Consider the following 26,619-nt stretch of genomic DNA (forward strand, 5'->3'; position numbering starts at 1 on the left):
CAGAGCACAAACTAGACCCACTTCCCCTCGAGTTGGATGACCCCGCACCGCCCGTCTGCCGACTTCATGGGATCACCTCAGACGTTCGGCCTGGGTCAGTGCGCGTGCGCGGCCGCCTCGCCGCGCCCACAACGCGCGAGCCAACGCCGAACCGGCGACGCGGGTACGACGCGCGTTGCCCACGGTGGCCCGCGCGGTGAACACCGCGAACTCGGTCTCCTCGATTCGGTCGAGAATTTCCGAGTACAGCACGGCCGCAGTAGCGACACATGGCCGCGATACGGGATGCAACAGTGCGATTCCGGTGTCGGCGTATCGGTACAAGTCGCGGGCAATCGCGTGTTGAGCCGCCAGCGCCGATCGCACCCTGGTGTCGGTGCGGCGATGCGTCCGACACCACTGCAACCGGGCGCGGTCCACATCGAATGCAGCCAGTTCGTCGGCAGGCAGATATACCCGGCCGCGGTCGAGGTCTTCGGCGATGTCGCGAAGGAAGTTGGTGAGCTGAAATGCTTTTCCCAGCGCCGCCGCGTAGGGGGCAGCATCGGCTTGTGGGACGACGGTGCCGAGCACGGGCAGTACTTGCAGGCCGATCACCGCGGCCGAACCATGCATGTAGCGATCCAGCGCGGCCCGGTCCAGGTAGTCGGTCACCGTCAGATCCATTCGCATCGAGTCGAGGAACTCGTCGAACAAGACGTGGTCGATCCGGTATCTGGCGGCGGTATCGGCAACCGCGGCGAGTATCGGGTCGTCTCCGGGGGTACCGCACAGACTGTCGTGCAGGTCTTGGGCCACTGCGTCCAGTCGGGCCACCGCAGGGCCGGCGGCATCGTCGATGGGTGGTTCGTCGACGATGTCGTCTGCCCACCGGGCAAAACCGTAGAGGGCGTGGATCGCGGGGCGCTGGGCGGGCGCGAGCAGCCGGGTGGCGAGGAAGAAGGTGCGTCCATGGCGCGCATTGAGTTCCCGGCATCTCTGGTAGGACTCACGCAGCCCAGCAGCGCGGATACCGGCGGCGTCGAGTTCGGTGCGAATCATCGTCGATCACTCCTGGTCGAGGTCGAGGTCGAAGACCGCGGTGTCGACACCGTGCCGGTGACACGGTCGGCGGCGAGACGGCCCGACAGTAGGGCCGTCGGCACGCCGACGCCGGGGACGGTGCCACAGCCGGCCAGCACCGCATTGGTCGCGCCACGCGGCATGTTCGCGGGCCGAAATGGGCCGGTTTGGGCGAAGGTATGCGCGAGCGAGAACGGAGTACCGGCCAGCATGCCCTGCCGTTCCCAATCGGCGGGGGTATCCACATGCACGATCGTGGAGTCCTTGACGAAGCCCGGGACCAACCGGTCCTCGACGATCGCAGCGAGCTCCTCGCTGTACGCGGTAGCGCGACGATCCCAGTCCAGATCCTTGCTGCGGTAGAGGTTGGGTACCGGAGCGAGAACAGTGAACAGATCGCGCCCGTGTGGGGCGAGGGCGGGGTCGGTCGCCGTGGGCCGGGTCACCAGCAGCGACGGGTCGGTCATCAACTCCCCCGCACCGATCAGTTCGTCGAAGGTTTGCTTCCATGCGCCGCCGAAGACGAGGTTGTGATGTGCGGTCGGCACCGCGGCGGGAAAGCCGACGTGCATGACGACCGCAGAGGGTGCCGGGCGCCAGCTGATCGGGCGGCGCGGGCAGCGATCGAGCAACTCGTAGGCGGTGGGCAGTTCAGTCGCCAAAACGACGGCATCGCAAGGGATTCGCCGACCGCGCTCGGTCAGTACCGCAGTGATGCGGGAACCGTTTCGTTCCAGGTCGTGGACTGTCTCGCCGTAACAGAACGTCACGCCGGCATCGACGGCAGCGGCGGCCAGGGCGTCCGGTAGCGCGCGCATTCCTCCGCGAGGAAAGTAGACCCCGCCCACGGTGTCCATGTACGAGATCACCGCGTACAGCGCTAGGGCTCGCTGTGGCGATACACCTGCGTAGAGCGATTGGAACGTGAACACTCGGCGCAGCCGTTCGTCGTTCAGAAAAGATCCGACCGCCCTGTCGAGACGCCGGAAACCACCCAAGGCGATCAATCGCGCGAACGCCGGTGTCAGCAGCGAGAGTGGAGAATCGGCGTTCGTTGCGATGAACCGATCGAATTCGACGCGGTACAGCTCGCTCAACCACGTGCGAAGTCGGCGATACCCGTCGACTTCCTTGGGTCCGGCGAATGCCAGGACCGATTCCTCCATCGCCATGGCGTCGCTGTGAATATCCAACCCACTGCCGTCGGCGAAGTGCGCGCGGTAGGCAGGAATGACCGGCAACAATTCCAACCGGGATTCGAGGCTTTCACCGACCGCGGCAAGGGTGTCAGCGACGATGTCAGGCATGGTGAGCACCGACGGGCCGGTGTCGAGTCGGAAGCCATCGATATCGCGCCGGCCGGCTCGACCTCCGGCGAACGAGTCGCGCTCCACCACTGTGACAGTGCGACCGCGTCCCGCCAGGTGTAACGCTGCGGCCAGACCGGCAAGACCGGCCCCGACGACGACCACCTCATCGGTTCTTCCCGATATCGTTCGCATCGCTACCTTTCAGTCGGACTTTTCGGTGGTGACGGCGGGAAGCAGGTCAGTACGTACGGTGGGTGCACAACAGCGCCATTCGGTGCAGCGCGTCGGCCACCGACGGTTCGAGATCGGTGACGTCGAGGAGCCGACGCGCGTGTTCGACGCGGTCGCCGATCATCTGCTCGGCGCGCTGTCCTGCGCCGCTGTCGGTGATCACCGCCTGCGCGAGCGCTACGCCTTGCTCATCGATGAACTCTTCGCGCCAGAGGTCTCGTAGCCGGGCCCGGTCAGACGGCACGGCGAGCTGATCAGCCAGCGCGATCACGGTGGTTGCCTTTCGATCTCGGACATCGTCGCCGGTAGGTTTTCCGGTTGTCGTGGGGTCGCCGAAAATGCCGAGCAGGTCGTCACGGAGCTGGAACGCTTCCCCGATCACTTCGCCGTATTCACCGAGAATGCGCATCACCGTCTCGTCGCAGTCGGCCATCGACGCACCCAGTTCGAGGGGGCGGCGCACGGTGTAGTTGCCGGATTTACGGCGTGCGATGTCCATCACCGCACCCAGGGTCGGAACGCGGTTCGCATCGTTGGATAAATCCGCGAGCTGACCTACCGCCAGTTCGCTGCGCATCGAGTCATAGCGTGGCCATGCTCGATCCAACGCCGCTGCAGCGACACCACTTTCGCGCAACATGCGCTCAGCCCACACCAAGTACAGGTCGGCGACGAGGATCGCCGCGGACTCACCGAATCGGGCCGACGATCCCGACAACCCCTGATCGGCGTGCCACGCGGCGAGACGCAGATGGGCTGACTGTCGTCCCCGCCTGACCTGGGACTCGTCCATCACGTCGTCTTGCACGAGCGCGAACGCATGCAGGAGCTCCGCGCTCGCGGCAGCGCGCAGCGCGGGTTCGGACTCACCGACCCCACCACACAACCAGCCGAGATAGACGAACACCGACCGGACGCACTTGCCGCCCGACGCGAAGTCGATCATCAGCTGACCAGGCAACGAGAACCCCTCTGGGTCCAGTTCCGCTGTGCAGCGCGCGCGGACGAACTCATCGACGTGATCGCGTACCGAACTTTGCGTGTGGGCAAGCCAATCCGCGAACTGCGCAGAACCGTCACCGCTTGTGGTGGGTTCGTCAGGCCGGAGTGTGATCGCTACTCGTTCTGCATCCACCCGTCGATTGTGACACCGTTCGCCCGAAAATGCATCGTTTACGCATCGTTTCGCTCGGCGAGGCGGCGCTCATGACTGACGTGATCTGAGCGACCGCCTTGTGGAGTGCGATCACGCGCGCAGCTGAATCCGCTAGCTCCATCGGGCACAGCGCCAGGGCCGCGGCGAGCGCACGCTCCCCTGGTCTCACCATCGTGGCAATAGATCGACCGTCGACGGTGCAGAAATCTGCGCCGGAAGGACAAATCGTCGTGGCCGCCGCTGCGCTGTGCAAGCATGTCGGTAAGTGCGGCGTGTGACACCAAGCTGCAGTCCTGTCCGAGTGCCACGAGACGTACGCTGGGGAACGAGCTATGCGGCGCCGTTGCCGTCGCGCAGGGAATGGACCATGCTCCGCAGGATTCGGAACGCGCGTTGGACATGGCCTGACCGGATACAACTGTCGATGACGACCGCCGAACTCGAGCGCAAGAGCCCGATGGGCTGGTGCGGCTACCGCTTGAGTCCTCCCTCCGTCGACGCTGACCCTTGCGTCCACAGCCGACTATCGGCTCTTGATGGCGAAAACTCCCAATGTCGGGTTTCCTTGCAAGGGAAGAGCCATTGATCGGGCAGATATGGACTCGACCGCCGCGACATCTCGAAATGGTCCACAGGAACAGTCAAGCTCAGCACTTGTCAGCGATGGTGGTCGCACCCGACATCGCAAACTTGAGGCGCAGCGCCTCGGTAGCGACTGCGGACAGGACAACTGTGGTGCCGTCATTCTCGGTCCACGACGCGGGCACCAGCACATAGTTGCTTCCGGCCTTCAGGATGAGCAGCAGACTCTCATACCGGTATGGATAGACGAGGCCTTCTGCGGTGCAAGGTATTTCCGTCTTACCCGCTGGAATCGAGGTCGAGCCGCTTGCCGAGCTCCCTGACAACACAACAGCTGCCCCGCTCTTCCAAGTACTTGCGGACAGCGACCAGACGGCTCAGGTAGTCGTCATCAACCGATCCGAACACGCCCTGACCAACCAATTCGACGCGCGTCACCGCCCGCTCCCCGGACGAAGCAGGACCGGCCAGAGCACGCCCGCAGAATCAATCGCCGTCAGCTGCGAAACCTCCGACATGCAACTCCCATCGTTGCCGAGGATTCTATTGGCACCGAGCCCTCGACTGCCGACTCCTGCAGCGACAGCAGTCACGGGCACCGCGGAACCCCGAAGGTGCGCGTTCGATGTTGAAGGACGCGGGCCACTTCGATCAGTCGATCGTCGCGATTCGGTGGGCTTTATCCGCCTCCCGGAGGTCGGGATTGTCGAGCACAACAAACAGCAAGCCACCGATCATGGCCATATTCTTGTGAAACTGCACCCGCTGGAGTTTGCGCGCCGCCGGATCCTCGATGTTCCAGAAGGCATGTCCCGCGACGGTTGTCGGGATCATCGAGGCGACCAAGGCCAGCGCGGACAGACGCGGCAGTCTGCCCAGCGCCAGCAATGTTCCGCCGATCACCTGCACTGCGGCGTTGGCGCGCACCAGTACTTCGTCGTCGCCAGGTAGCGGAACCACCTTCCGTGCCGCGGCCAGGGTGGGCGCAGCCAGTTCGGTGCGGCCACCGGGCTCACGCACCGCGTCCGCGCCCAGCAGTGCGTAAGTCGAACCGGTGAGCACTCGGGCAGCCAGGCGTATCGGGTTCAGGCTCATAGTTGTCTCCGTAAGGCCTTGTCGTTCACTGTGGTCGATCGGATCGGCACTCTCCGCCGCCTATCCCTGGGACAGTCGCGGAAACAGCTGACAGGCATGGTGGGTTGTCAATGCCCGCCACGTCGAACCCGCAGGCTGTTGCGCGTCGTCGATCGAAGTTATCTGTGTGGTCACCGCGGCCGGCGGGGTCCAGCAGTAGTCGCTGCCGTAAAGCACACGATCGAGTCCGAAAGCGGCGTTCAAGGCCGGTATCTGCCCGGGGAACGGCGTGCCCGCCATGTCGAACCACAATGCGCGCAGTTGTTCACGGGCGAGCGGGGCAGGATTGTCACTGCCGAAGAATGCTGTGCTGAACAACTCCATCCGGTCGGCGAGCAGCGGAAGCGCACCGCCGCCATGAGTGAAGATCCACTCGATGCCCGGGTATCTCAGGAGCACTCCCGCGAACAGCAGATCGCTCGCGGCCCGGGCGGAGTCGAACAGGAACTCGAGCATCGGTCTGGGGCGTCCGAGGGAGATCGATTCCGGATGCAGTGGTGAGGTCGGGTGGACGAACACGACGGCTTTGCGGCGATCGAGTTCGGCCCACACCGGTTCGAAGCGGTTGTCGCCGAGATAGCGACCGTGCGCGTTAGTTTCGACGGCCACACCGTCGCTGCCGAGCGTGTCAAGCGCGTAGGCGATCTCGGTCAAGGACCCCTCGACATCGGGCAGCGGCAGTGCGGCGAAGTGGCCGAATCTGCCAGGGTGATCGCGCACCACCGCCGCGCCGAATTCATTGACCTCGCGACTCAGTTCGCGGGCCGCTCGATCGTCACCGAAGTGGGTTCCGGGTGAGGACACCGAGAGCATCGACGTCGCGATACCACTGGATTCCATGAGCTCGAGATGCGCGTCGACATCCCAGCCCGGCCAGCCGGGCATTCCGTCGGGGTGCTGGTGGCCTGCCGCTCGAGCCGCCGCGATGTAGCGATCGGTGACGAAATGCGCGTGGACGTCGATCAGTTGTTCCTTCGCAGGGGGCACAGGACAACATCTCCCGGTGTCGTTGGTGCGGCACGTGATGATCATCGGTACGGTTCGTGTTCAGTTCGCTGGCGTGTATTCCGTTCCCGCACACCAGATCTTGCGAATCTTCCGGGTGGCGGAGATATCGGCCAACGGATCACCGTCGATGAGAATCAGGTCCGCCCGCAAGCCCGGCTCGATGGCGCCGCGGTCGCCGAGTCCGAAGTGACGGGCGGGCTCGACTGTCGCCGCGCGCAGTGCGTCCACCGTCGACATCCCAGCCGCGACGAGTAACTCGAGTTCGCGGTGCAGGCTCTCCCCATGCACCACCAGTCGTGGCAGGCCGGGCTGTACGGCCGCGTCGGTACCGGCCAGGATCGGTACACCCGCCGCATACAGGGCCGCGACACCGGCGCAGGCCCCCGCGAATCCATCAGGCTCGCCTCGCATCGTCGACAGTGCTTGCATCATCGTCAAGGTAGGCACCGCGACTCGACGGTCGGACGCCATCCGGGCGACCACCGCAGTATCGAGAGTCTCACCATTCGGGATGTGGGTCACCACATCGACACCCAGATCGACAGCGAGAGCATAGGCGCCGTGCGAGGAGGCATGTGCGACAACCTGTTTGCCGTGCTCGTGCGTGGCCGCCACCACAGCGGCGGCCACCTGCGGATCCGGGCCGCCCTGCCCTGGCGCTTCCAATACGATCTTGATGTAGTCGGACCCGTCGGCTACGCGATCGGACACGAACCGTGGCGCCTGCTCAGCATCAGCGACCAGAGCCTCCGTCGGCATCCCGAAATGTGAGTGGGGGCCGCCTGGGCCGATCACCGGAAGTCCGGCGCTGCGTATGTCGGTCAATCCGTCGACATTCCGCAGCGAGGCCACCAGTTCGGCGGGCCAGGTCGCCATGTCAAGGGCGGTGGTTACCCCCCACCCTGCCAGTTGTTCGAGTGTTTCACGTCCGTGCAGGTGAACGTGAGCGTCGATGAGCCCGGGCAACAGCACCGCGCCGCCCGTGTCGACGGTTTCGACACCATCGGGGTCGGTACCGATGACCGCTCCGTCGATGATCACGGTGCGTGGCTCGGACAGCCTGCGGCCGTCGAATACGCGGACGTCGGTCAGTGCAATCCGCTTGGCTCGGGAGGAATTCGCACTCAAGAGCATCTCCTGTCGGTGGTCTTTGCCGACACGTTCGGTCGTGTATCGGCGTGTTCGGGTGACTACAGACCATGCGGCTGTCATTCAAGGAGCAAACGCCGAACGCAAACGCATGAACAATCGAAGCTGGGTGTGGCCTGAGGATAGCCACGGTGTTCCAGATGGACGACTACTCCCGGAGCCAGGCGGCCGCGTTTTCTCGCGCCTCGACATCATCCGCGAGCACAATGTTTCAGCCCCGCAGAGCCGACCCCGCCAGCTGCCACCGACCCTGGCTGACCCGACGACCGACACCAGATCCGCTGCTGCGAAATGATATCCGAGAACGCCGGTTCCATTCGGTAGCACGACCTTGCCGTATCCGGAAACCAGGCCCGCAGCATATCCACCACACAGGCTCCCCGCCGAACGGCAGGTGCCGGCCAGGTCGGCAGGGGTCGTCGCATCGCTGTGGCCAGGACGGTGTCGTAGACGCACTGCTTGGTTGAGAGGCTGCTCTGCCTACCAACGCGGATTTTGGGTGGGCGCAGATCAGGTCCAACGACAGAGATCCTGCCGACCAGGAGAACGAATGCGTGAGCGCTCAGCGCAGATCGTATCGTTTGGCCAGCCATTCGTCGAAGAGGGTGGCAGCTGACGCGTAGCCGGTGGGTTCTCCGATTGCCAATGCCTGGCCGAAATGCTGGCCACGAACGGCCGCCCGGGTCTTGTCCTCAGCGGGGATAGCGGCGAACATACGGTCGGCGTCTTCGGTGTAAGCGGCTTGGTCGCCGGTGAATTCGATGTACATGGTGGGAATATGGATTCCCGCGGCACATCGCTGGAAGTCGGCGTTGGTCGCGAGTGCCGACCACGTCGACAGCCAGGCGTCCGCCGTGGTGATCCGTCCGAATCCGACCAGTCCGTAATTGGTGAGATCCGGTCTGCGGCCGAACAGTGACCCGTATGGACGGTCGTTGGGTGACAGGGTGAGGTCGACGTACCGCGGGTCGGCATCGGTGCGGTACGTGAGGATTACTCGCGGTGCGAGCGCTTCTCGCCGATCTCGAGGGTCTTCCGTCTTGGCGAATCGGACGCGCGCGTCGGCGGCTTCGGCGGCGTATTCGCGGGCAATGCCGTCGATGCGTTCGATACGCCGCAACTGTGCCGCTCGATACTCGCGGAGGAAGTCGTCACTGTAGGCCGAAGAAACGCCAGGCGAGCGGAAACCATTCGCCGGATCGTACATGTCCAATTCCGGGATGATCGACAGTGGATCATCGACCGTGAAGACCGACGGGTCGATGCAGTGACGCAGGACCTGGCCTTGTCCGGGATGGGGCGCCAGGAAGAGTGCGCCGTCCGGGACCGGCATCACGGCTCCGGCGAGCGCGATCGGCTTGCCGGCCGGGGTCACGTCGATCCGATGCTGCGGCTCGAGCGCGGCCTGTTCAATGTAATAGGCGAACAGGGTGCCTCCGCCGGAATGTCCGAAGACCACGACGGAGTCGAAGCCGATGTCTCGCAAGAACACCTGCCCTGCGGCCACGTCGAGCAGCGCTTGTTCGTGCACCAGATTGATGTCGTTGTTGGGTGATCGAGTGTCTTGCGTCCACACCGATGCGCCCATCCGGAGAAAGTAGGCGATCAGCGGATGGTGGGCCACCTGTTGCCGGGGATGCATAAGGCACACGACGGTGCGCGACCCCGGTAATTTATGAAGGGCGCCGTGCACGCGAGCACCGTCGAACGTCGCGAGCTCGTGCAGGGTAGTAACAACTCCGGTCGGTGGGGCAATCCCGTCGACGTCACGACCGGCGCCGAGCCGGTCGATGGCATTACCGTCGCTCATTGATCGTCTCCTGCGGAGCTATCGCACAGCGGCGCGCCGATCCTATCGGGTTCGATACGCAGGATGGCCTTGTCCCACTGGGTGATCCGGCCGCTACCGATAGCGGCAACGGCACTGAACCACACCGCGTTTCGGCAACCCGTGGCGGCGCGTTCGATCTCGATGCCCTTCGCAGAGGACACCTCGTGGTAGGGGCCACGCCGGCGCACGGTTACGCCAGGGCACTTTGCGGCGACCTCAGCGAGCGGACGGAAATCCTCCACGTCGAGAACATACAGCACGGTCGTCATACGTAGGACACCTCAGCGGGTTCGTCGGCGTAGCGCGCGGCGATGAGCTCCGCCTTGATCTGGTAAAAGCGCTCGAGGCTGGGCTCATCCTCGTCGACCACGGCCATCAGGGCATCGACGCTGAGGTTCGCGTCGAGATCATCTTCCGGGGTCAGTACGCGTAGCGGACGGGTGATTTCGATCAGGTAGCCGTTCGGGTCCCTGACATAGATGGATTCGACGGTCTCGTGTCGCACCTGCAGCTCGCACTTCCAGTCGCTGGCGTCGAGGCGTCGGCGGTATTCCAGTAGGTCATCTTCAGTGTTGACGTGAATAGCGAGATGGCGAGCAGCCATCAGGACTTCGGGAACATTCTCGTCATGGTACGGGTCGACCCCGAAATAATAGAAAAAGGCGATGCGGTCACCTTGTCCGATGTCGAAGAAGAAGTGGATGAAGTCGGGGTGATTTGCCGGGCCCCATCCGAGTGCACATGTCGCGTGGACTACCGGAAATCCGAGAACGTCACGATAGAACCGGATCGTCGCTTTCGGATCGAAGGTGGGGAATGCGGCGTGGTCCACGCCCTGCACCGCGTGCGTTAGTTCGGTCATTGCAGCCTCCTACTCGGCATAAGAAAAGAATAAGCAGGATGGACTGATCTGTCAAATATTAGTCAACCCTGTCAGGGAGCAGTTGACGGAGGGTGTCCAGTCCAACTTGCATGGCATCGATAACGCTCTGCGCGTCAGCGTTGGGCGCGTCAGCGCCGGCGGGCGCGCGGAGCATTGTCACGGCGTGCTCGGACAGTTGGGCCGCGATGGCCTCGACGGGATGGTCGGGACCGGGCTCGAACCACCATGCCACCCAATTGCACATCCCCAGCACGGCGAGCGCGGACGTTTTCGGGTTCGCTGTCCGGAAGTGCCCTTCCGCCCTCCCCCGCTCGATCACCTCCGTGACGAGCGTGAGCACGGTTCGACGACCCTCTCGGAATCGCTGCGAAAGCTCTTCGGAGAGCGCGGCCTCCGACCGATCCAGAAGCCGAAACCTAGTTCGGTTGGCGGCGCGATCGACGATGGTGTGGTGAGCGATACGGTATAGAACCTCAGGGGCTGGAGCATCGGTCTCGACCAGCGCCCGAAGAGTCTCCACCCCCTTTTCCGTCATCTCCGCGACGAGATTGGCGAGGATCTCTTCCTTGCTGCTGACGTAGTAATACAGCGACTGCCGACTCACGCCCACCGCGTCCGCTATGTCCTGTGGTGTGGTACCGGCGTATCCGCGTTCAGCGAACAGGCGCGCGGCCTGTTCGTAGATCTGCGCGACGACCAACTCTCGCCGAACGGACTTACCGTTGCTGCCTGGTCGAGCGGTCGATTTGCCATTCACCATGGGCACCAGTCTAGTGAGAGCCCGGTTTCAGATCGGCGGCCTGGGCACCCAGCACCCGCTTGTCGATCTTCCCTACGTTGCTGCGAGGCATCTCGTCGAGCCAGACGTACCGTTCGGGCCACTTGTACTTCGCCACCCCACGCGCACCGAGAAAGCCACGCATTTCTTCGAGACTCGGACGTGAGCCGGAGTCGCCGACCACGAAGGCGCAGGCGCGTTCGCCGAGGCGGGCATCAGGCATCGGGACAAGGGCTGCTTCGGTGATGTCGGGATGGGAGACCAAGAGGAGTTCGATCTCGGCGGCGTTGATCTTCTCGCCTCCGCGGTTGATGAGATCCTTGATTCGTCCTTCGATGGAATAACAGATCATTCCCTCGATCGACCGCTGGGCGGCGAGGTCGCCGGTGCGGTAAAACCCGTCGGAGGTAAAGGAACGCTGATTCTGTTCTTCGGCGTTGTAGTATCCGCGAATGGTGTAGGGCCCGCGGACACAGAGCTCCCCCACGGTTCCTGGATCGACTTCCTGTTCGGTGCCGGGTTGCAAGATCCGCACCTCGTCGAGCGGGGAGATCGGAGCCCCGACGGTGGTTGCCCGCACGGATGCAGGCGCGTCGAGTGGTGTGACCATGCACAGTCCCTCGCTCATGCCGAAGAGCTGACCGGCCCAGATTCCGCGGTCGTCGAGGGCGTGGAAGTGCTTCGGGGCGACCTTCTTCCCACTGAAGATCACCCGCTCGAGTGACCGCGCAGCGCTGATGCGTGGGTCCAGCACAATCTCGTAGGCGTGCCCCCCGAGGACGATGTCGGTGGCGCGCTCGTCGACCAAGACCTCGAAGAGAGAATCTGTTTCGGGGAGACCTAGAATGAGCGCGGCACCGACCGAATGTGGGCCGTGAATGCCGCAGATGATGCCGGCGTTGTGAGCGAGCGGACCGGCGTAGCCGATCCGATCCTCATGCGTCCAACCGAGCGTATGTGCGTATCGCTCTGCGTTGTACCAATACTCGGCGTGGAGCCGGGGAATGACTTTCGGAACTCCGGTGGTGCCGCCCGACAACTGGAAGACGGCGGCATCCTGTGGCCGCAGTTCTCGTTGGATCCGATCCACGATCGTGCGTGCATCGACGGCGCTGACAACGGTGTCGAGTGAAGAGATATCGATCGCCGTATCTGGAACGTTCGTTCCCATGGCGATTACCTTCCAAGGCCGGTCGGCGGCCGCCGACTGCTCGAGCGCGAAGGAGACGAGATCGAATTTCGGGTCGCCCGCGTCTACGAGGTGGGCGGCGGGCTGTGTCTGACGGGCGATTTCGCCGATCTCGTGACCGCGGTGCAGCGCGAGGGTGCAGACGGGAATAACACCGGCTTTGAGCAGCGAATACCAGGTCAAAACGGTGTCAGCGCTGTTGTTCAGCTGGAGCAGCACGCGACTGCCTGGCTCCAGACCGATCGAATTCAGCCCTGCGGCGCGTCTGTCGCTGAGTTCGTCGAGTTCACGGAATGTCCACGTGGTTGTGCCACAAACCAGCGAGGGTCGGTCTGGAAAGCGCTCGACCGTGGCACGGAAGGAATCGGCGAGAGAACGCCGATGCCACACGTTGGCATCGAAGTACCGCTGAACGTATTCGTCCGGGAATGGGACTGCGGTGGCCTGATGGCGGGGGTGATTGGTCATCGTGTGTCCTAGTCCAATGAGATGAGGTCGGTGCGGCCGCTGATGAGCCCGGCAATCAGGTCGCCGCAGTGATCGGCCGGGCCTCGCACCGAAGTGAGCACGCCGAACTCGTCCCGCAGCCGCTCGGCAAGATCGAGGCGCTGAAGAATTTGAGGACGGAGCATGCCGCCGTCCAGCTCGACCCCATCTGTTCGGTCCTGCCGCGCCACATCGGCACAGCGGGCCAGGAAGGTATCGGCCTCGGCGCCGTGCGGATCCTCGATATCCACCTCCACTCGAGATAGCGCAGCGCCGCTGCGCGATGCGAGCCGGTGGGTGAACTGTCGTCCATCGTGCTGCAACGGTTGTGCAAGGACCCAGTCGTCGAGACCGGTTTCCGGGGGGACTTCCGTGCCGTATTCCCGTAGCGCCTTCGTGGCGGCTCCAGGTGCGTGGTTTCGAAAGTCGCTGAGCGAGACGTTTCCGGCCCGGGTAAGGAAGGAGGCCAGCAGTTGTTCCGGCGACATACTCAGGCGCGACGGGAAGCGCTCCCACCACAGCTGGCTACGGTAAGCCACGTTCTGGAGCCGGGCGACCGCCGGCGCGCGCATCGACTGATACTCGGCAAAGGCTGTCGCCGTGTCCTCGTGCCGAGTCAATGCCGCGGCGAGTGCGATCGAATCCTCCATGGCGAGTTTTGTACCCGACCCGATCGAGTAGTGAGCGGTGTGCGCGGCATCGCCGACGAGGACCACGTTGCCATGATGCCAACGTTCGCAATGCACAGTGCGAAATCGTGTCCATCGGCTGTTGTTGCCCAACAGCCGAGTGCCGTCGAGGTAGGGCGCGAAGATCGATTGGAGGAAAGTGCGCGCAATCTCGTCGGACTGCCCAGGCGCCAGTCCTTCGGAGGTGAACTCGAATCCGGCGGCAACCCAGGTCGACTCATCGGTCTCGACCAGGAACGTGCTTCGATCGGCTCGATAAGGATAGGCGTGGGCGGTGAAAGTCCCGAACTCGGTGTGCACCGACGCGAACAACGCGTCCGGTAGTGCGCGATCGGCGCCCAACCAGATGAAGCGTTCGCGTCCGATCCGTTCGGAGGCGCCGAATTGCCCTGCGTGCTCGGTCCGGGTTGTGCTGCCTACCCCGTCAGCGGCAACGACGATGTCGGCATCGACGTCGAACGCGTCGACCCGTCCGCCGGTCTCGGTGCGGACGCCTGCCTTTTCTGCCTGCCGGTACAGCACTTGGAGCAGATCTGCACGGGCGATTGCCGAGCGGTCGGCGCCTGGAAGGTCGACTGAGCCGCGGTCGGAGTACAGACGTGCACCATGCCCGCGCAGGGACACTTTGAAGATCTCATCGAAGGTCTCGGGGTCGCTCTGTTGCAAACTGTGGCGGGTGCTGAAGCTGAGCCCGACCCCGAAACCGAATGTTTCGAGGGGTGGCAGCAGGTCGTAAAGGGTGATCTGCCAGCCAGGGTTGGCCAGCTGCAGCAGTCGCGCGGTGAAGGCACCGCCTGGCCCGCCGCCGATGACCGCAACCCGGGTGCCGCCGTTGTCGCGCCGAATGCTCACAGATGCTCCTTGACGAGTTTTCGATCGAGGACCTCGCCGCGTCGCCACACCCGGTCGATCGACAGCGAATCCGCAATGGTGCGGGTGGGATCGCCGTTGACGAGGACAAGGTCTGCTTGCAGGCCGGGCGCGATGCGTCCGCGGTCGGTCAGCCCGAACTTGTCCGCGGCGACCGAGGTGGCCGCGGCGAGTGCCTGGGTGGGAGTCAGTCCGCACTCGACGAGCAGTGCGAGTTCCTGGTGCAGGCTGATCCCGTGCGCGGTCCCCAGGACACCGACATCGGCCGCATCGGTTCCGGCGAGCAGCGGTACCCCCGCACTACGGAGTGCGGCGGCGGCCTGTTTGGCGTTGTCGAGCGAGCTAGGGCTGCCCATCTGCCAGCACTGGCACAGATTCCGGTGCCAGTCCTCGGGTATCAGTGCCTTGGCGCGGCGGTCCTCGGCTACCGCGGCCCCGGTCAGGTCGCCGGCCAGTGATCCCATGGTGACCAGCGTCGGAACGACGAACACCCCGGCCTCGGCGATCGTGTCGATCACCTCGGGAGTTGGGGGTTGATCCATGAACACATGGACCAGTCCGTCGACGCCGGCGCGGACAGCGATCAGGGCGGCGTCCGCGCTGGTTGCGTGTGCGACAGCGAGCAGTCCGTGCTTGTGCGCTTCGTCGACGACCACTCGGGCGGCCTCTTCCGACAGCGTGGGCGAGGGGTGCCCCATGGCGGCGCCGTTGTCGATCAGCAGTTTGATGTAGTCGGCGCCTTCGGCAATCCGGTCCCGTACGAATTGCGCTGCGTCCTCGGGGCCGGTGACGACGGGAAACTGCTCCCGGAACGACAGGCCGATCAACATCGACGGATGTCCGCCGAGGACGGTGGCGCCGGTCGATGCCGACCGAATATCGGCGACGTCGTTGCGTTGTGCCGCGTGAATTCGTTGCTCGCCGAGGCGCTCGGGCACCGTGAACATGTCCAGTTCGGTTGTCACCCCGAACAGAATCGCAAGCGCCAGGGCGTCACCAGTGGGGTGTGTATGGCAGTCGATCAACCCAGGTATCAATGTCGCCCCGGAGCCATCGATCACCTCGAATCCCGTGCTGTCCAGTGAGTCACCGACGGCGGTGATGGTGGCACCGTCGACAAGGACTGTGCCGCGATCCAGGACGGTGTCTCCGTCGAAAATCCGCACGTCCTTGACCGCAAACCGGGTGCTGTTGTGCACGACGCCTCCTCAGAATTAAAGTTGTCAAGATTGACAAAATTCTGACATATGTGACTATTATTAGTCAACGTCTAGGAGGAACATCGTGGAAACACACCGCTCAGCGATCGTCACCGGCGGCTCGGCAGGCATCGGGCTGGCGATCGCGGACATGCTCGCCGATGAAGGCTGGGACCTCACCTTGGTGGCACGAGATCCGGCGAAACTCGAAGCCGCCGCGGGCATGCTCGCGGTGCATGGGACGCAAGTACAGACACATCCCGCCAATCTGGCTGACCCGGACGCCGCAGCACAGGTCGGCCTGGCGCACCTGGACCGGTTCGGTCGCCTTGACATGCTCGTCAACAACGCCGGGATCGGACTCGTAGGACCGATCGAAAGAAAGACCGGGAAGCAGCTCGACCTCGAGCTGTCCCTGAACTTCAAAGCCTCCTACATCATCTTGCAATCCTGCATTGCGCCGCTGAAGAAGGCAGCTGCCGAGCACGGTGCCAGTTACGTGATCAATGTCAGCTCCATGGCCGCCCGTGAGAACGGACCGAACGCCTCTGTCTACGCGGCGACCAAGGCTGCTCTGGTCTCACTCAGCAATGTCGCCCATGCCGAGCTGAGTCGTTCTGGTGTTCATGTCACTGCCTTGCTTCCCGGGTTCGTCGACACTCCGGGCACTGGATGGGCCGACTCCGGCATCCGGGACCAGATGTTCGATGCTGCCGATGTGGCCGAAGCAGTGCGATTTCTGGTCAGGACGTCGCCTCGCTGTTTCGTTCCGGAGATCATGATGACCACCGCCGGCCCTAGCATCTGGCACTCACCGCTCGACTGGGACACCGCTTCCACGTAACGGGCAAGTGCCCTGGCTCGGCGGGACTCGGGTGGCCCGGCGCTGGCGGGTGCGTACCTGCATAGCGCCCGGCCACGATGGTGGCCGGGCTTTGCGATGTCACGGACGGTTGATCAGCCGAGGCTGAACGGCTGACCCCACAGGCGCAGTTCGGAACGCCCCTGCTTGGTGGTGACCTCGACGCCGACGAAGGCGCGGGCCTGGGCGTATCCGGCGCAGCCGCCGAGACCGAGGGTCGAATCGGCCCAGGTCACCGAGGCTTGCTCCTCGCGGAAGGCAAAGCCGGGCAGGTTCGCCTTCTCGCCGTAGGCGTCGGGGCCTTCGAGGTCGAGCAACCAGAACGTCGACGCCTGGCCCGGTCCAAGCGTCAAATTGCCCCCGGAGGTGACACCGCCGCTGCCCTTGCCCTCCCAGGTGGCGGCGTTGGCGCCGCCGGTTGCGGTGCCGCCGCTGATGTCGACCTGGCAGCCGACCACGTAGCCGGGGTAGATCTTGGAGTACTTGTGCTTGCCGTGGATCTGTACCTCGGCGCGCCCGGAGGCCCAGACGTTGCGGTGCAGCGGAGTCGAACCCATCGACGGGCTGATATTGACCGACTCGCTGGTCAGCCGGATCGTGACGGCCGTGCCGTCAGGCAGGGTCTGGGTGATCTCACCGCCGGGCAGCGGAATGAAGGTGTCGGCGCTGGCTGCGCCGGTGGAGAGCAGGCCGAGGATGACGGTGGCGGTCGCCGCGGCGCCGGCGGCGGCCGTTTTGAATCTGGTCATGTCTGTGGTGCCTTTCAAGGCTTGAAGCTGTTGCGCGAGAGGTTGTTCGACGAACACGCGGAGTGTCAGCCGATGCTGAACGGCTGCCCGTACAGTGTGGTCTTCGAGTAGTTCGCGCCGATGATCTCGACGACGGTGTAGGCGCGTGCCTGTGCGTAACCACCACAGCCCTGGATATGCAGTTCGACGTCCTTGTAGCTGATGTGGAAGGTGCCCTTGTCGATGATGTCGAAGCCCTCGACGCCGACGAACTTCACCTCACCGGGGCCGATCTTCACGCCGATGTTGCCGCCTGCGTTGACACCGGTGGTCGAGATGCCGCCGGAGATACCCGCGGAGATCGCGTTGTCGGCGACGCTGACCTGACAGCCGACGATGTAGCCGGTGTTGATCCGCGAGGAGCCGTGGGTCGAGGAGTTGTTCGTTCCATCCGCCCCGCCTCCGCCGACGAACGGTTTCGGGTCGCCCTTGGGTGTTGCGGCGACGTCGGCGATCACCGTTCCGCTCACCCATGCCACCCGGCCCGCTCCATTAGCAGCCATCGACGGCGAGATGAGTGCGCTTTCCGCGACCCGCTTGATAGTGACGTCCGGCCCGGCCTTTTCGCCGTCCGGCAACGGCACGAAGGTGTCTGCCGTCGCCGCGCCGCTCGCGATGCCCAGGGCAGCTGTGGCCAACGCGGTGGCAGCAAGGATTTTTCGCATGGTCGGGGTCCTTATCAGGAGTGGTGAGCCGAACACGCTCTTGGAAGCTTTCGGCGACCAGCGCGGGACTCGAATTCGGACAATCTGGACCTGTGACGCGCGGGAACAGGTCGGCTTCTTTCGTGAGGTTTTCGGGGCGGTCACAATGGATCGACCGCGCGTGCGGATCTCGGCTGGTGACGGCTCCCCGCTGCCTCGTTCTCCAGATTCGCGGCGATGTGCACGACATCACCGGGCCGCCTACTCCACCGGCGATACGGTGGCGGCGCGAAGAGCGTCGGAGATCGACTTGACCCCTCCGTGCGAAACAACTCCGCCATCCACGACGATCTCGCTACCAGTGACATAGGTGGAGTCGTCGCTGAGGAGGAATTCGACTACACCGGCGACTTCCGCCGGGGTGCCGGCGCGACCAAGTGCCGTTTCACCGATAGATGCGTCCCGGAAGACTGCGGGCGCACTGGCGGTCATCGGTGTATCGATGAACCCGGGATGGACCGCGTTGACCCGGATCCCACGTTCGCCCAGCGACAAAGCCGCGGCGTGGGTCAACCCCCGCACCGCCCACTTACTGGTTGTGTAGGCGACCGGATAGTGGCCGGTGAGCGCGGCGATAGAGCCGATGTTGACGATCGACCCGCCGGCATGCATCAACGGCGTGAGAGCTTGAATCGCGAACAGGGGGCCCAGGACGTTGACAGCGTAGGCGTCCGTCATATCCTCGGCGCTGACCGCATCGATCCGGGAACGCCGGGTGATGCCGGCACAGTTCACCAGACCGTGCACAGCACCACCGGCCGCTTCGAGCTCCGCGGCCAAGGTGGCCCACTGATCCGCGGCTGTTACGTCGAGACGGTGCACGGATCGGGTGGCACTATCGCGCCGCGCAACCGCTATCACGTGCGCACCCGCCTCCTCGATGCGGTCGGCTATTTCGGCACCGATCCCCTTGCTGGCACCGGTCACGACGACGGTCTTCCCGGTCAATCGCAGAGCACAGGCTTCCCTGTTCATGCGATACGCCCATCGGCGTCGACCACGCGGCAAACAAGCACGAGCGAGCGGTGGTTGCCGGGCTGCCGGTCAGCACTCGGTTGGCTGTGAAATGTCATTCCTACTCCTGAGAATATTGATGTTGTGACGCCAACGGCAGCCACGCAAAGCTGTCGGACGACGAAATGTACGTGCGCGCCGGTCAATTCCGGCAGATCAGCACTGGTGAGCAGGACAACGCCCGCACGTCACCTGTCAGTCTTTCGCGTGGTGTCGAATCGAGTGAAGTAATGCAGGGCGGCGGGGTCGTCGATGGTGTCAGTGCCGGCAACTTTCCCGAGAGAAATTCCCTGCAGCAGCCGTTTTACGGGTACTTCGAGTTTCTTACCGGTCCTGGTGTGGGGAATTGCCGGGACGGCGATGATTTCGTCCGGGACGTGCCGGGGTGACGTTCGAGTGCGGATTGCCGTGGTGATCCGGTCGCGGAGTGCCTCGTCGAGGGTGTGTCCGGGTTCGACAACGACGAACAGTGGCATCCAGTAGTTTCCATCGGAGAGTTCAGCGCCGATCACCAAGGCCTCACGGATTTCGGGGAGGTCCTCGACGACGTCGTAGATATCGGCGCTCCCGAGCCGGACACCCTGCCGGTTGAGGGTGGAATCCGAGCGTCCGGAGATGATCACACTGCCATGTGGGGTGAGGGTGATCCAGTCCCCGTGTCGCCACACCCCGGGATAGGTCGTGAAGTACGCATCGTGATAGCGCGCGCCGTCGAGGTCGTTCCAGAAGAAGATCGGCATGGACGGCATGGGCTGGGTGATCACCAGCTCGCCGACCTGGCCGACGACCGGGAGGCCGTCGTCGTCCCAGGCTGCCATCGCCACACCGAGCATCGGTGCCGAGATCTCACCTGCCCACACCGCTGTGGTCGGCGCGCTGCCCGCGAATGCACTGACGACGTCAGTGCCGCCGCTGGTCGATGCCAGCTGGATGTGGTCCCCGACCTGCTCCCGCACCCAGTGATAGGACTGGGCGGGAAGTGGTGCTCCGGTGCAGCCGATCACTCGAAGTCCCCGCAGGTCGAGATCGCGGCCGGGTTCCAGCCCTGCTTTGGCACTTGCGAGCAGGTAGCCGGGGCTGACGCCGAGAACATCGAGGTCGTGCTGTGCGGCGATGTCCCACAGCCGCTGTGGGCCTGGGTGGGTGGGACTGCCGTCGTAGACGACGATGGTCGCACCGACCAGCAGACCGGAGAGCACCAAGTTCCACATCATCCAGTTGGGCGATGTGTACCAGAAAAGACGGTCGCCGGGGCTCAAATTTTTGTGCAGGCCCAGGAGTTTGAAGTGGTCGAGGGTGACGCCACCATGTCCATGGACGATCCCCTTGGGCATTCCGGTGGTACCGGAGGAGAACAGCACCCATAGCGGGGCATCGAAATCAACCCGTGTGAAGGTCAACTCGGCATCGCCGGTCGTCACCATGTCCCACAGAACAGCATCGGGCTCGGCCGGCGCCAGACCGAGGACGGGCACGTGGACGACTGCGCGCAGGGTGGGAAGGCGTCGACGCAAGTCGGCTGCTTCGGTACGGCGGTCGTGCCGACGGCCGTTCCACTGGTAGCCGTCGGCTGTGACGAGGACTGCCGGTTCGAGCTGGGCGAAACGGGATGCGGCACCCGCGGCCCCGTAATCCTGGCCGCAGGCCGACCACACGGCACCGATGGTGGCGGTGGCAAGGCAGGCGACGACCGCATGCGAAGTGTTGGGTAGGTAGCCGACCACCCGGTCACCGCGGCCGACGCCATGATCGCGGAGCCACTGCGCGAAAGCGGCGACCTGTTGGCGCAGGTGCGCCCAGCTGATCTCCGTGGTCGTGCCGTCCTCGCTGATCGAGATGACCGCCGCCTCGGCCGACCCCCCATTGCGCAGTGCGTGTTCGGCGTAGTTGAGCCGAACCCCGGGAAACCAGCCCGCCCCAGGCATTGTCGCGTCGGTCAAGACGTCCGTGTAGTCGCCGTCGGCGACGATCTCGAAGAAATCCCACACCGCCGCCCAGAACTCGGTGAGATGCTCGGTGGAGAACAACCACAGATCGTGGTAGGTCGGGTAGGTGACACCGGTGCGCGCCGACACGAAGTCGGCGAACTCGGTGATTCTGGCCGACATTGCCTCGGACTCGGTGGGCGTCCAGATCGGTTCCGTGATGGGGTCGGTCGGGGTGGGTTGGGTGTTCATCCTGTCCTTCGACGGCGATGTGCACCGCACCGGTGCCGGTTCGGGTGCTCGACGGTTCCGCGAGTCCGCATCTGCGGGCTGTCGTGGGAGTCCGGGCGGGCACCGGTGCGATCTGATGGTGATGGTGATGGGGATGGGGATCGGGGTCGGCTCAGCCGGCGACCAGCGGGGTACGGATGGTGCCGACGCCTTCGATCCAGCTGATCAGCACGTCACCGGGTCGAAGGAACTTCGGCGGCTTACGGGCGCCGCCGACACCGGCGGGTGTGCCGGTGAAGATGAGGTCACCCGGCAGCAGCGGGCATACCGCCGAGAGATGGGCGACCAGCTGGGGAACGGTGAAGATCAGGTCTGCGGTCCGGCCCTGCTGCAGGACTTCGTCAGCGACCGCGCATCCGATCTCGAGGTTGTTCCGGTCGGGCAGCTCGTCGACCGTCACCAGTTCGGGGCCGGTCGGGGCGAAGCCGCGATAGGACTTGCCGAGCGAGAATTGGGGAGCAGGTCCGGCGAGCTGCAGTGAGCGCTCGGATAGATCCTGACCGACGGTCACGCCGGCGATGTGGTCCCAAGCATCCGACTCGGACACGTAGTCGCAGCGGGTACCGATGACGGCGACGAGTTCGACCTCCCAGTCCACGGTGTCAGCGGGCAGGATTACGGGCTGCTCGTGGCCGGTCAAGCTGGTGGGGAACTTGGTGAAGACCGGAGGAACGGTGGGGCTGTCGAGTCCTGACTCGGCGGCATGGTCGTGGTAGTTCAGGCCGATCGCGAAAATCTGCCGAGGCCGTGGCACCGGCGGACCCCATACCGTCTGTTCTGTGGTCTCGACTACCGGATGCGCAGCGGTGTCGAATCGCGATGCCCAGTCGACGAAAGTCGACCAGTCTTCGAATACCGCCTGGGGATCGGGCCCGAACCGGCCGTCGCTGGCCTTCGCGACGTCGAGGTACCCGTTATTGGCGGCGAGAGCAAGCCGGCCGTCGATGTTGGCAATTCTCATTGATGTCACCTCTGATGTTTCGTGGCGGGACTGGATTACATATCTCGTCGATGGTCGGAAAGGCCAACCGCAGCAGCCTCGACGTGGAGCTCTGCGACTTATTTCTGGTTACTAGACCTCGGCAGCGACGGTCGTGGGCGTCGGAGGCCGTTCGGGGCGGGTGCGGTCGGTGGAGAAAACTATCCAACTCAGCAACGATGCAAAAACCGCGATGCCGGCGAATACGGAGAAATTCACCAGTGCGGACAACCCACCGAGAAGACCTCCGAGGATCGGGCCGAAGACGCCGCCGATCCGGCCGATGCCGCCGATGAATCCGATCGCGCTACCGCGCACGCCGGCCGGGAAATACCCTGCGGCGAAGCCGTATACGACCGGTTGGATACCGACAGAACCAGCCCCGGCGAGGAACAACGCTACATAGAGGATGGGCTGCGGTAGCTGGACGGAAAGGCCGAGTATGGCTGCGGCGCCGACCGCGAAGCCGACAATCGTCACGAGTCGACCGCCGACCTTGTCCGCGATCCAAGATCCAGCAGCACTGCCGGTCGTTGCACCGATGCTGAAGATAATCAGAAACGCCAGCGACGAACCGAGGGAATAACCGGACGATTTCATGATCTGCGGCAGCCATGTGAGCAGGCCGTAGGACAAGATCTGGCAGCAGGCGGTGACCACGATGAATGCGGTCAGTGCCTTGCCGCCGCCATCGGCGATCAAGGACTGCAGAGATGCCCGCACACCCGGAGTTGCCGACGTGGCCGAGATGGTGTCCGGTGCCCACTTTTTCAGCTTTATCATTGCGATGGGTACAACGAACACCAGCGGGACCACACCGCCGATGAGGAAAACCGCCCGCCATCCCCCGCCTTCGAGGAATACGAACGCGCTGAGTGCCGCAGCAATACCACCGATAGGCACTCCCGTGAGCATGACGCCGTTGGCGACGTTCTTCCGGTGCTCCGGTGCGACACTCATCGTCAAAGCAATCGCCGCCGGACCGAGGCCACCCAGTCCCAACCCCGCGACGAGGCGGGCGATGCCCAGCAGCTCCGAGGTAGGTGCGACTGCGCAAAGGATCATGCCTACGGAGAACCAAATGACGCACGCCAGGAAAAGCCGTCGCGCACCGAAGCGGTCGACGAGCATCCCGGCCGAGATGGATCCGAGACACATACCCACGATGGCAGTGCTGGCGATCACTCCGATCTGGGCGTGGGTGAGGTCCCAGTTCGGTTCGGCGAGTAGGTCCGGTATCGCGGCACCGAAAATGGCGAGGTCGTAGCCGTCGGAGGCGGCCGCGACGAATGCGAGGATCGCGACGCTGACGAATGCAGGCACACGCAGTCGAGCAGTGGTGGTCATGAATCTATCCCTGGGGTTCGTGAAGCCAAGTGCGGTGCGCCGCAATGTATTGGGCCGCAAGCTCGGGACGGTCCGGGCCCGGCAAGTCGGGTCCGACGGTGTATCCCACGGCGTCGAGTAGCGCAGCGAGGTACTTGTACGGGCGGTCGACCGGAAAGCCGATGTCCGCCAGCGCGGACGTATCCGCTGCTGGATTCACCGGGGAGACAACATCCTTGTAATAGAGCATGGTGAGATCGGTGATGCGCCACTGCCCGTCGGCCTTGATCAACCGCTGGTAGAGCCGGCCGTGCGAGGCGATGTCGAGCTCGACGTCGGCGAGGGTTCCCCGCGCGTACACCGTGACTCCCTCGTGAGCCAGTGCTCGGTCACCGACGATCTCGACACTCGGTGCCCCGATCATGTGGAAGCCGCGGCTGCCGCGGTCGTACATGTCCTTCGAGGCATCGACGAACTCGGGCCCGGTCCCGGTGAACCAGGTCAGGCTGACTTGCGAGTCCGCCGCGAACGCGGACCTCATCTGGTCCCACTGAGCGGTGTCGCGCGCAGCTCGCTCCCGGAGAACGACCTCGATTACCGCCGCTTCGTCCGATCTCCTGGTATCCGGCTGGGAAATCGGCGGGTCGAATTGTATCGAGCTTCGGGACTTCAGCTGCGGATCGACCAACTCGGCGACAATCGACCGATATTCCGGCGCCGACAGGAAATTCTCGAGTGACATCCTGTCGGCGAATATCGCCAGCAGTTCGAACCCGGAGGCTGGATGCCCGTGCCCACTCGTCGCGCCGCACTGCAAGGCGTCGATCCCGGGGAGTCGGACAATCAGAGATCTGAGACGGTCAGAGAGCTGCGCCACGACTTCGGGTGGTTGGTTCTCGGTGAAAGTGAATATCGTTCGATGACCGATGGGCATGAATGATCCTCATAACTGGAGCTGGGTGCGCCCAGTTCCGTAGTGCGGGGGTGTGTTCGACTGCCGCGCAGCAGATCTGGGTGATATGGCGGGTATTGCAACGCGGGTCAGGTCCGTCACCGCCGGGCGCTTCGAGTACGTGCAGATGAATGTGTGCATCAATCACGCCCGGGAGCAACACCATCCCGTCGGCGTCGAGTGTCCGGGCGCCAGCGCCATCGGTGCCGGTTACCGCACCGTCGGCGTGGCTGAGGAGTGAAAAAGCAGCATGGTCCAAGGCTCGTCCGGGGAGCGCCTGGTCCACACGGTCGAGGTCAGCGATGAGACCTCGTGACGGTGCCCGTCCGTTGCGACGACGGCGTGCATTAGGCCGGTAGCCGCCGCGATATCGCCGATCACGGTCACGTGATCGAGCCGGTGCTCGAACTCCTCGTACCGCATTCCGGCCTCGGTCACCCTGGCCAGCAAGCTCTGCTTGTCGTCACGCCAGCCATTGGAGTGGGTGTAGGTCAGCCGGTCGTCGTAGATGTCGGCGACCTCGCCGAACCGGCCCACGACCAGTGCCGCGGTGCGCGCGGCCTCCCGTTCGATGATCTCGCCCCTGACAGTGTCCTCGGCGGTTTCATAGTTGTCGTTGATCATGCGCGGACTCCGGCAGGTGGTAGTACGAGACCGGATGACCGTCCGCGGCGCGGCGAACCGTAGGCCATGTGTGGTTCGATCATGACGCCTTCGCGACCGGGGACAGCGCCGCCCGAATGCCGAATGCTCGATGGCTGTAGATCAGCGGGGTGTTCTCGGAGGTTGTGCAGTCGCGGACTTCGCCCAGGATCAATGTGTGATCACCGCCGGGGACCTCGGCGGCGACCTGGCAGTGCAGCCAGGCGCAGCTGGCGGGCAAATACGGCAGCCCGTCGGCGAATTCCCACGCGGTGTCGGCGAACCGGTCATCGCGGCGGCCGGCGAAACGTGTCGCGGTTTCGTGCTGTTCGGCGGAAAGGACGTTCACACCGAAGCTACCGGTACGTCGAACAACGCCGAGCAGCACAGAGGCATTGTCGAGCGCGATCGTGATCATTGCCGGAGCCAGACTCAAGGACGCCAGTGAGCTGACTGTGGTGCCGTGCGGCACTCCGTGATCGTTGGCGGTGACGATGGCGACAGGTCCCGTAACCCGTGCCATTGCCTCCTTGAACTGGTGAGTATCCATATCCGCTGTCTCCTCGGTGGTGGGCACGGCGCCGGTCAGCCGTGAGTTCCGGCCATGAGGCCCGCCAGATCCTCGGGTGCGAGGAACGACGGCGGCGGCGGAGGGCCCCAGTTGAACAGGGCTTGTGCACCTTCCCAGTCCCTCGGCGTCCACAGTTGGTCGTCGACGATGCAGTCCAGATCTGAGTAGTACTCGCTGAAGTTGCCGGCGGGATCCTTGAGATACCAGAAGAAATTGGAGCCGACATGATGACGTCCCAGGCCCCAGATGTGCCGCTGCGGGTCCTTCTCCAGCATGGCGGTCGCGCCGCGGCCGATCTCGTCGACATCGTCGACCTGCCAGGAGGTGTGGTGCAGCATGGTCACCGGAGCGGCCTGAACCAGAACGTTGTGATGGTCGGTCGAGCACCGCAGGAAGGCAGCCATTCCGGGGACTCGGTCGCTGACCTTGAATCCGATGCCCTCGATGAAGAAGCGCTCGCTGGCCGGCTGGTCGGTCGACCCGATCACCACGTGCCCGAGTTTGCGGGGGCGTACCCGGCCAGTTCGCTCGATGCAATCCGCGCGGGCGGCATCGCGTCCGACATTGCCGGGCGCATTGTAGGGGGGAAGGAGAAATGGGGTCTGCGCGATACGGCCGGCGACAGCGACCCGCACGAGCACATCGGTACCTGGATCCACCACGGAAAGGCTGGACCCGTTCCGGACGGGGGTCAGCCCGAGGCCGTGCAGATTGTGCGCGATCCGGTCGAGGTCATCGGTGTCGTCAACCGCAACGTCGAGGCCGACGAGGCGACGGCGGTCCGGGACCGGAATCAGTTCGAGTTGTTCACCGCCGTCAACGGTAGCGAAGGTGACCGATTCGGTTCCCCGACCAGACCCGGTACCTGCGGTGCGGTTAAGTCCGAAGTCATCGTAGAACGCGGCGGTTTCGGCGACGTTCGGAACGCCGATGATAACGCGGGAGAGGGTATGCAATGGCATGCGAAAGAACCTGCTTTGTCGCATCAGGTCACCAGAGACGGTGACA

At 64.2% G+C, this 26,619-nt stretch carries 25 protein-coding genes; 1 reads left to right on the forward strand and 24 read right to left on the reverse strand.

Annotated elements, in window-relative coordinates; genetic code table 11:
- Positions 1–72: 72 nt before the first annotated feature.
- The 14 genes from ACQHI0_RS12245 to ACQHI0_RS12310 form a co-directional block, all read right to left on the reverse strand.
- Positions 73–1,041 (reverse strand): phytoene/squalene synthase family protein, encoded by a 969-nt coding sequence (locus ACQHI0_RS12245; RefSeq protein ID WP_427908055.1) that lies wholly within the window; start codon positions 1,039–1,041, stop codon positions 73–75.
- Positions 1,038–2,564, reverse strand: a complete 1,527-nt coding sequence (gene crtI / locus ACQHI0_RS12250) for a phytoene desaturase family protein (RefSeq protein WP_427908056.1) — start codon at positions 2,562–2,564, stop codon at positions 1,038–1,040. The genes ACQHI0_RS12245 and crtI overlap by 4 nt, the downstream gene beginning before the upstream one ends.
- A 46-nt stretch (positions 2,565–2,610) precedes the next feature.
- Positions 2,611–3,564, reverse strand: a complete 954-nt coding sequence (locus tag ACQHI0_RS12255) for a polyprenyl synthetase family protein (protein ID WP_427908057.1) — start codon at positions 3,562–3,564, stop codon at positions 2,611–2,613.
- Positions 3,565–4,620: 1,056 nt separating this feature from the next.
- Entirely contained in the window at positions 4,621–4,779 is a 159-nt protein-coding gene (locus ACQHI0_RS12260; protein WP_427908058.1) for a hypothetical protein, read from the reverse strand.
- Positions 4,780–4,992: 213 nt separating this feature from the next.
- Positions 4,993–5,436, reverse strand: a complete 444-nt coding sequence (locus ACQHI0_RS12265) for a DoxX family protein (protein ID WP_427908059.1) — start codon at positions 5,434–5,436, stop codon at positions 4,993–4,995.
- A gap of 60 nt (positions 5,437–5,496) precedes the next feature.
- Positions 5,497–6,462, reverse strand: coding sequence for an amidohydrolase family protein (locus tag ACQHI0_RS12270; RefSeq protein ID WP_427908060.1), 966 nt, complete (start codon positions 6,460–6,462; stop codon positions 5,497–5,499).
- Positions 6,463–6,522: 60 nt separating this feature from the next.
- Positions 6,523–7,611, reverse strand: a complete 1,089-nt coding sequence (locus ACQHI0_RS12275) for an amidohydrolase family protein (protein ID WP_427908061.1) — start codon at positions 7,609–7,611, stop codon at positions 6,523–6,525.
- 583 nt (positions 7,612–8,194) lie between these two features.
- A complete protein-coding gene (locus ACQHI0_RS12280; protein WP_427908062.1) occupies positions 8,195–9,442 on the reverse strand; it encodes an alpha/beta hydrolase in 1,248 nt (415 codons plus the stop codon).
- A complete protein-coding gene (locus tag ACQHI0_RS12285; protein ID WP_427908063.1) occupies positions 9,439–9,732 on the reverse strand; it encodes a hypothetical protein in 294 nt (97 codons plus the stop codon). Before ACQHI0_RS12285 ends, ACQHI0_RS12280 begins: the two co-directional genes overlap by 4 nt.
- Positions 9,729–10,325 (reverse strand): VOC family protein, encoded by a 597-nt coding sequence (locus tag ACQHI0_RS12290; RefSeq protein WP_427908064.1) that lies wholly within the window; start codon positions 10,323–10,325, stop codon positions 9,729–9,731. Before ACQHI0_RS12290 ends, ACQHI0_RS12285 begins: the two co-directional genes overlap by 4 nt.
- A 58-nt stretch (positions 10,326–10,383) precedes the next feature.
- On the reverse strand, positions 10,384–11,106 hold the full coding sequence (locus ACQHI0_RS12295; protein ID WP_427908065.1) for a TetR/AcrR family transcriptional regulator: 723 nt from the start codon (positions 11,104–11,106) through the stop codon (positions 10,384–10,386).
- A 10-nt stretch (positions 11,107–11,116) separates the two neighbouring features.
- Positions 11,117–12,781, reverse strand: a complete 1,665-nt coding sequence (locus tag ACQHI0_RS12300; RefSeq protein WP_427908066.1) for a (2,3-dihydroxybenzoyl)adenylate synthase — start codon at positions 12,779–12,781, stop codon at positions 11,117–11,119.
- 8 nt (positions 12,782–12,789) lie between these two features.
- Entirely contained in the window at positions 12,790–14,340 is a 1,551-nt protein-coding gene (locus tag ACQHI0_RS12305) for an FAD-dependent monooxygenase (protein WP_427908067.1), read from the reverse strand.
- Positions 14,337–15,557, reverse strand: coding sequence for an amidohydrolase family protein (locus ACQHI0_RS12310; RefSeq protein ID WP_427908068.1), 1,221 nt, complete (start codon positions 15,555–15,557; stop codon positions 14,337–14,339). Before ACQHI0_RS12310 ends, ACQHI0_RS12305 begins: the two co-directional genes overlap by 4 nt.
- A gap of 85 nt (positions 15,558–15,642) precedes the next feature.
- Between ACQHI0_RS12310 and ACQHI0_RS12315 the strand changes: the two genes are divergently transcribed.
- Positions 15,643–16,401 (forward strand): SDR family NAD(P)-dependent oxidoreductase, encoded by a 759-nt coding sequence (locus tag ACQHI0_RS12315; protein WP_427908069.1) that lies wholly within the window; start codon positions 15,643–15,645, stop codon positions 16,399–16,401.
- Positions 16,402–16,514: 113 nt separating this feature from the next.
- Here ACQHI0_RS12315 and ACQHI0_RS12320 read toward each other — a convergent pair whose 3' ends face one another.
- The 10 genes from ACQHI0_RS12320 to ACQHI0_RS12365 form a co-directional block, all read right to left on the reverse strand.
- A complete protein-coding gene (locus ACQHI0_RS12320) occupies positions 16,515–17,168 on the reverse strand; it encodes an MspA family porin (RefSeq protein ID WP_427908070.1) in 654 nt (217 codons plus the stop codon).
- 65 nt (positions 17,169–17,233) lie between these two features.
- Positions 17,234–17,872 (reverse strand): MspA family porin, encoded by a 639-nt coding sequence (locus ACQHI0_RS12325; RefSeq protein ID WP_427908071.1) that lies wholly within the window; start codon positions 17,870–17,872, stop codon positions 17,234–17,236.
- Positions 17,873–18,112: 240 nt separating this feature from the next.
- Positions 18,113–18,886, reverse strand: coding sequence for an SDR family NAD(P)-dependent oxidoreductase (locus ACQHI0_RS12330; RefSeq protein WP_427908072.1), 774 nt, complete (start codon positions 18,884–18,886; stop codon positions 18,113–18,115).
- 227 nt (positions 18,887–19,113) lie between these two features.
- On the reverse strand, positions 19,114–21,102 hold the full coding sequence (locus ACQHI0_RS12335) for an acetoacetate--CoA ligase (protein ID WP_427908073.1): 1,989 nt from the start codon (positions 21,100–21,102) through the stop codon (positions 19,114–19,116).
- A gap of 151 nt (positions 21,103–21,253) precedes the next feature.
- Positions 21,254–22,102 (reverse strand): fumarylacetoacetate hydrolase family protein, encoded by an 849-nt coding sequence (locus tag ACQHI0_RS12340; RefSeq protein WP_427908074.1) that lies wholly within the window; start codon positions 22,100–22,102, stop codon positions 21,254–21,256.
- 111 nt (positions 22,103–22,213) lie between these two features.
- Entirely contained in the window at positions 22,214–23,467 is a 1,254-nt protein-coding gene (locus tag ACQHI0_RS12345) for an MFS transporter (protein WP_427908075.1), read from the reverse strand.
- 4 nt (positions 23,468–23,471) lie between these two features.
- Positions 23,472–24,380, reverse strand: a complete 909-nt coding sequence (locus tag ACQHI0_RS12350) for a nuclear transport factor 2 family protein (RefSeq protein ID WP_427908076.1) — start codon at positions 24,378–24,380, stop codon at positions 23,472–23,474.
- 228 nt (positions 24,381–24,608) lie between these two features.
- The gene (locus ACQHI0_RS12355) at positions 24,609–25,022 is read right to left on the reverse strand and encodes a nuclear transport factor 2 family protein (protein WP_427908077.1); all 414 of its coding nucleotides are present in this window, start codon (positions 25,020–25,022) and stop codon (positions 24,609–24,611) included.
- Positions 25,023–25,101: 79 nt separating this feature from the next.
- On the reverse strand, positions 25,102–25,590 hold the full coding sequence (locus ACQHI0_RS12360; protein WP_427908078.1) for a flavin reductase family protein: 489 nt from the start codon (positions 25,588–25,590) through the stop codon (positions 25,102–25,104).
- A 35-nt stretch (positions 25,591–25,625) separates the two neighbouring features.
- A complete protein-coding gene (locus ACQHI0_RS12365) occupies positions 25,626–26,573 on the reverse strand; it encodes a VOC family protein (protein WP_427908079.1) in 948 nt (315 codons plus the stop codon).
- Positions 26,574–26,619: the final 46 nt, after the last annotated feature.

The organism is Nocardia sp. FBN12 (genome assembly GCF_050320175.1).
Taxonomy (GTDB): Bacteria; Actinomycetota; Actinomycetes; order Mycobacteriales; family Mycobacteriaceae; genus Nocardia.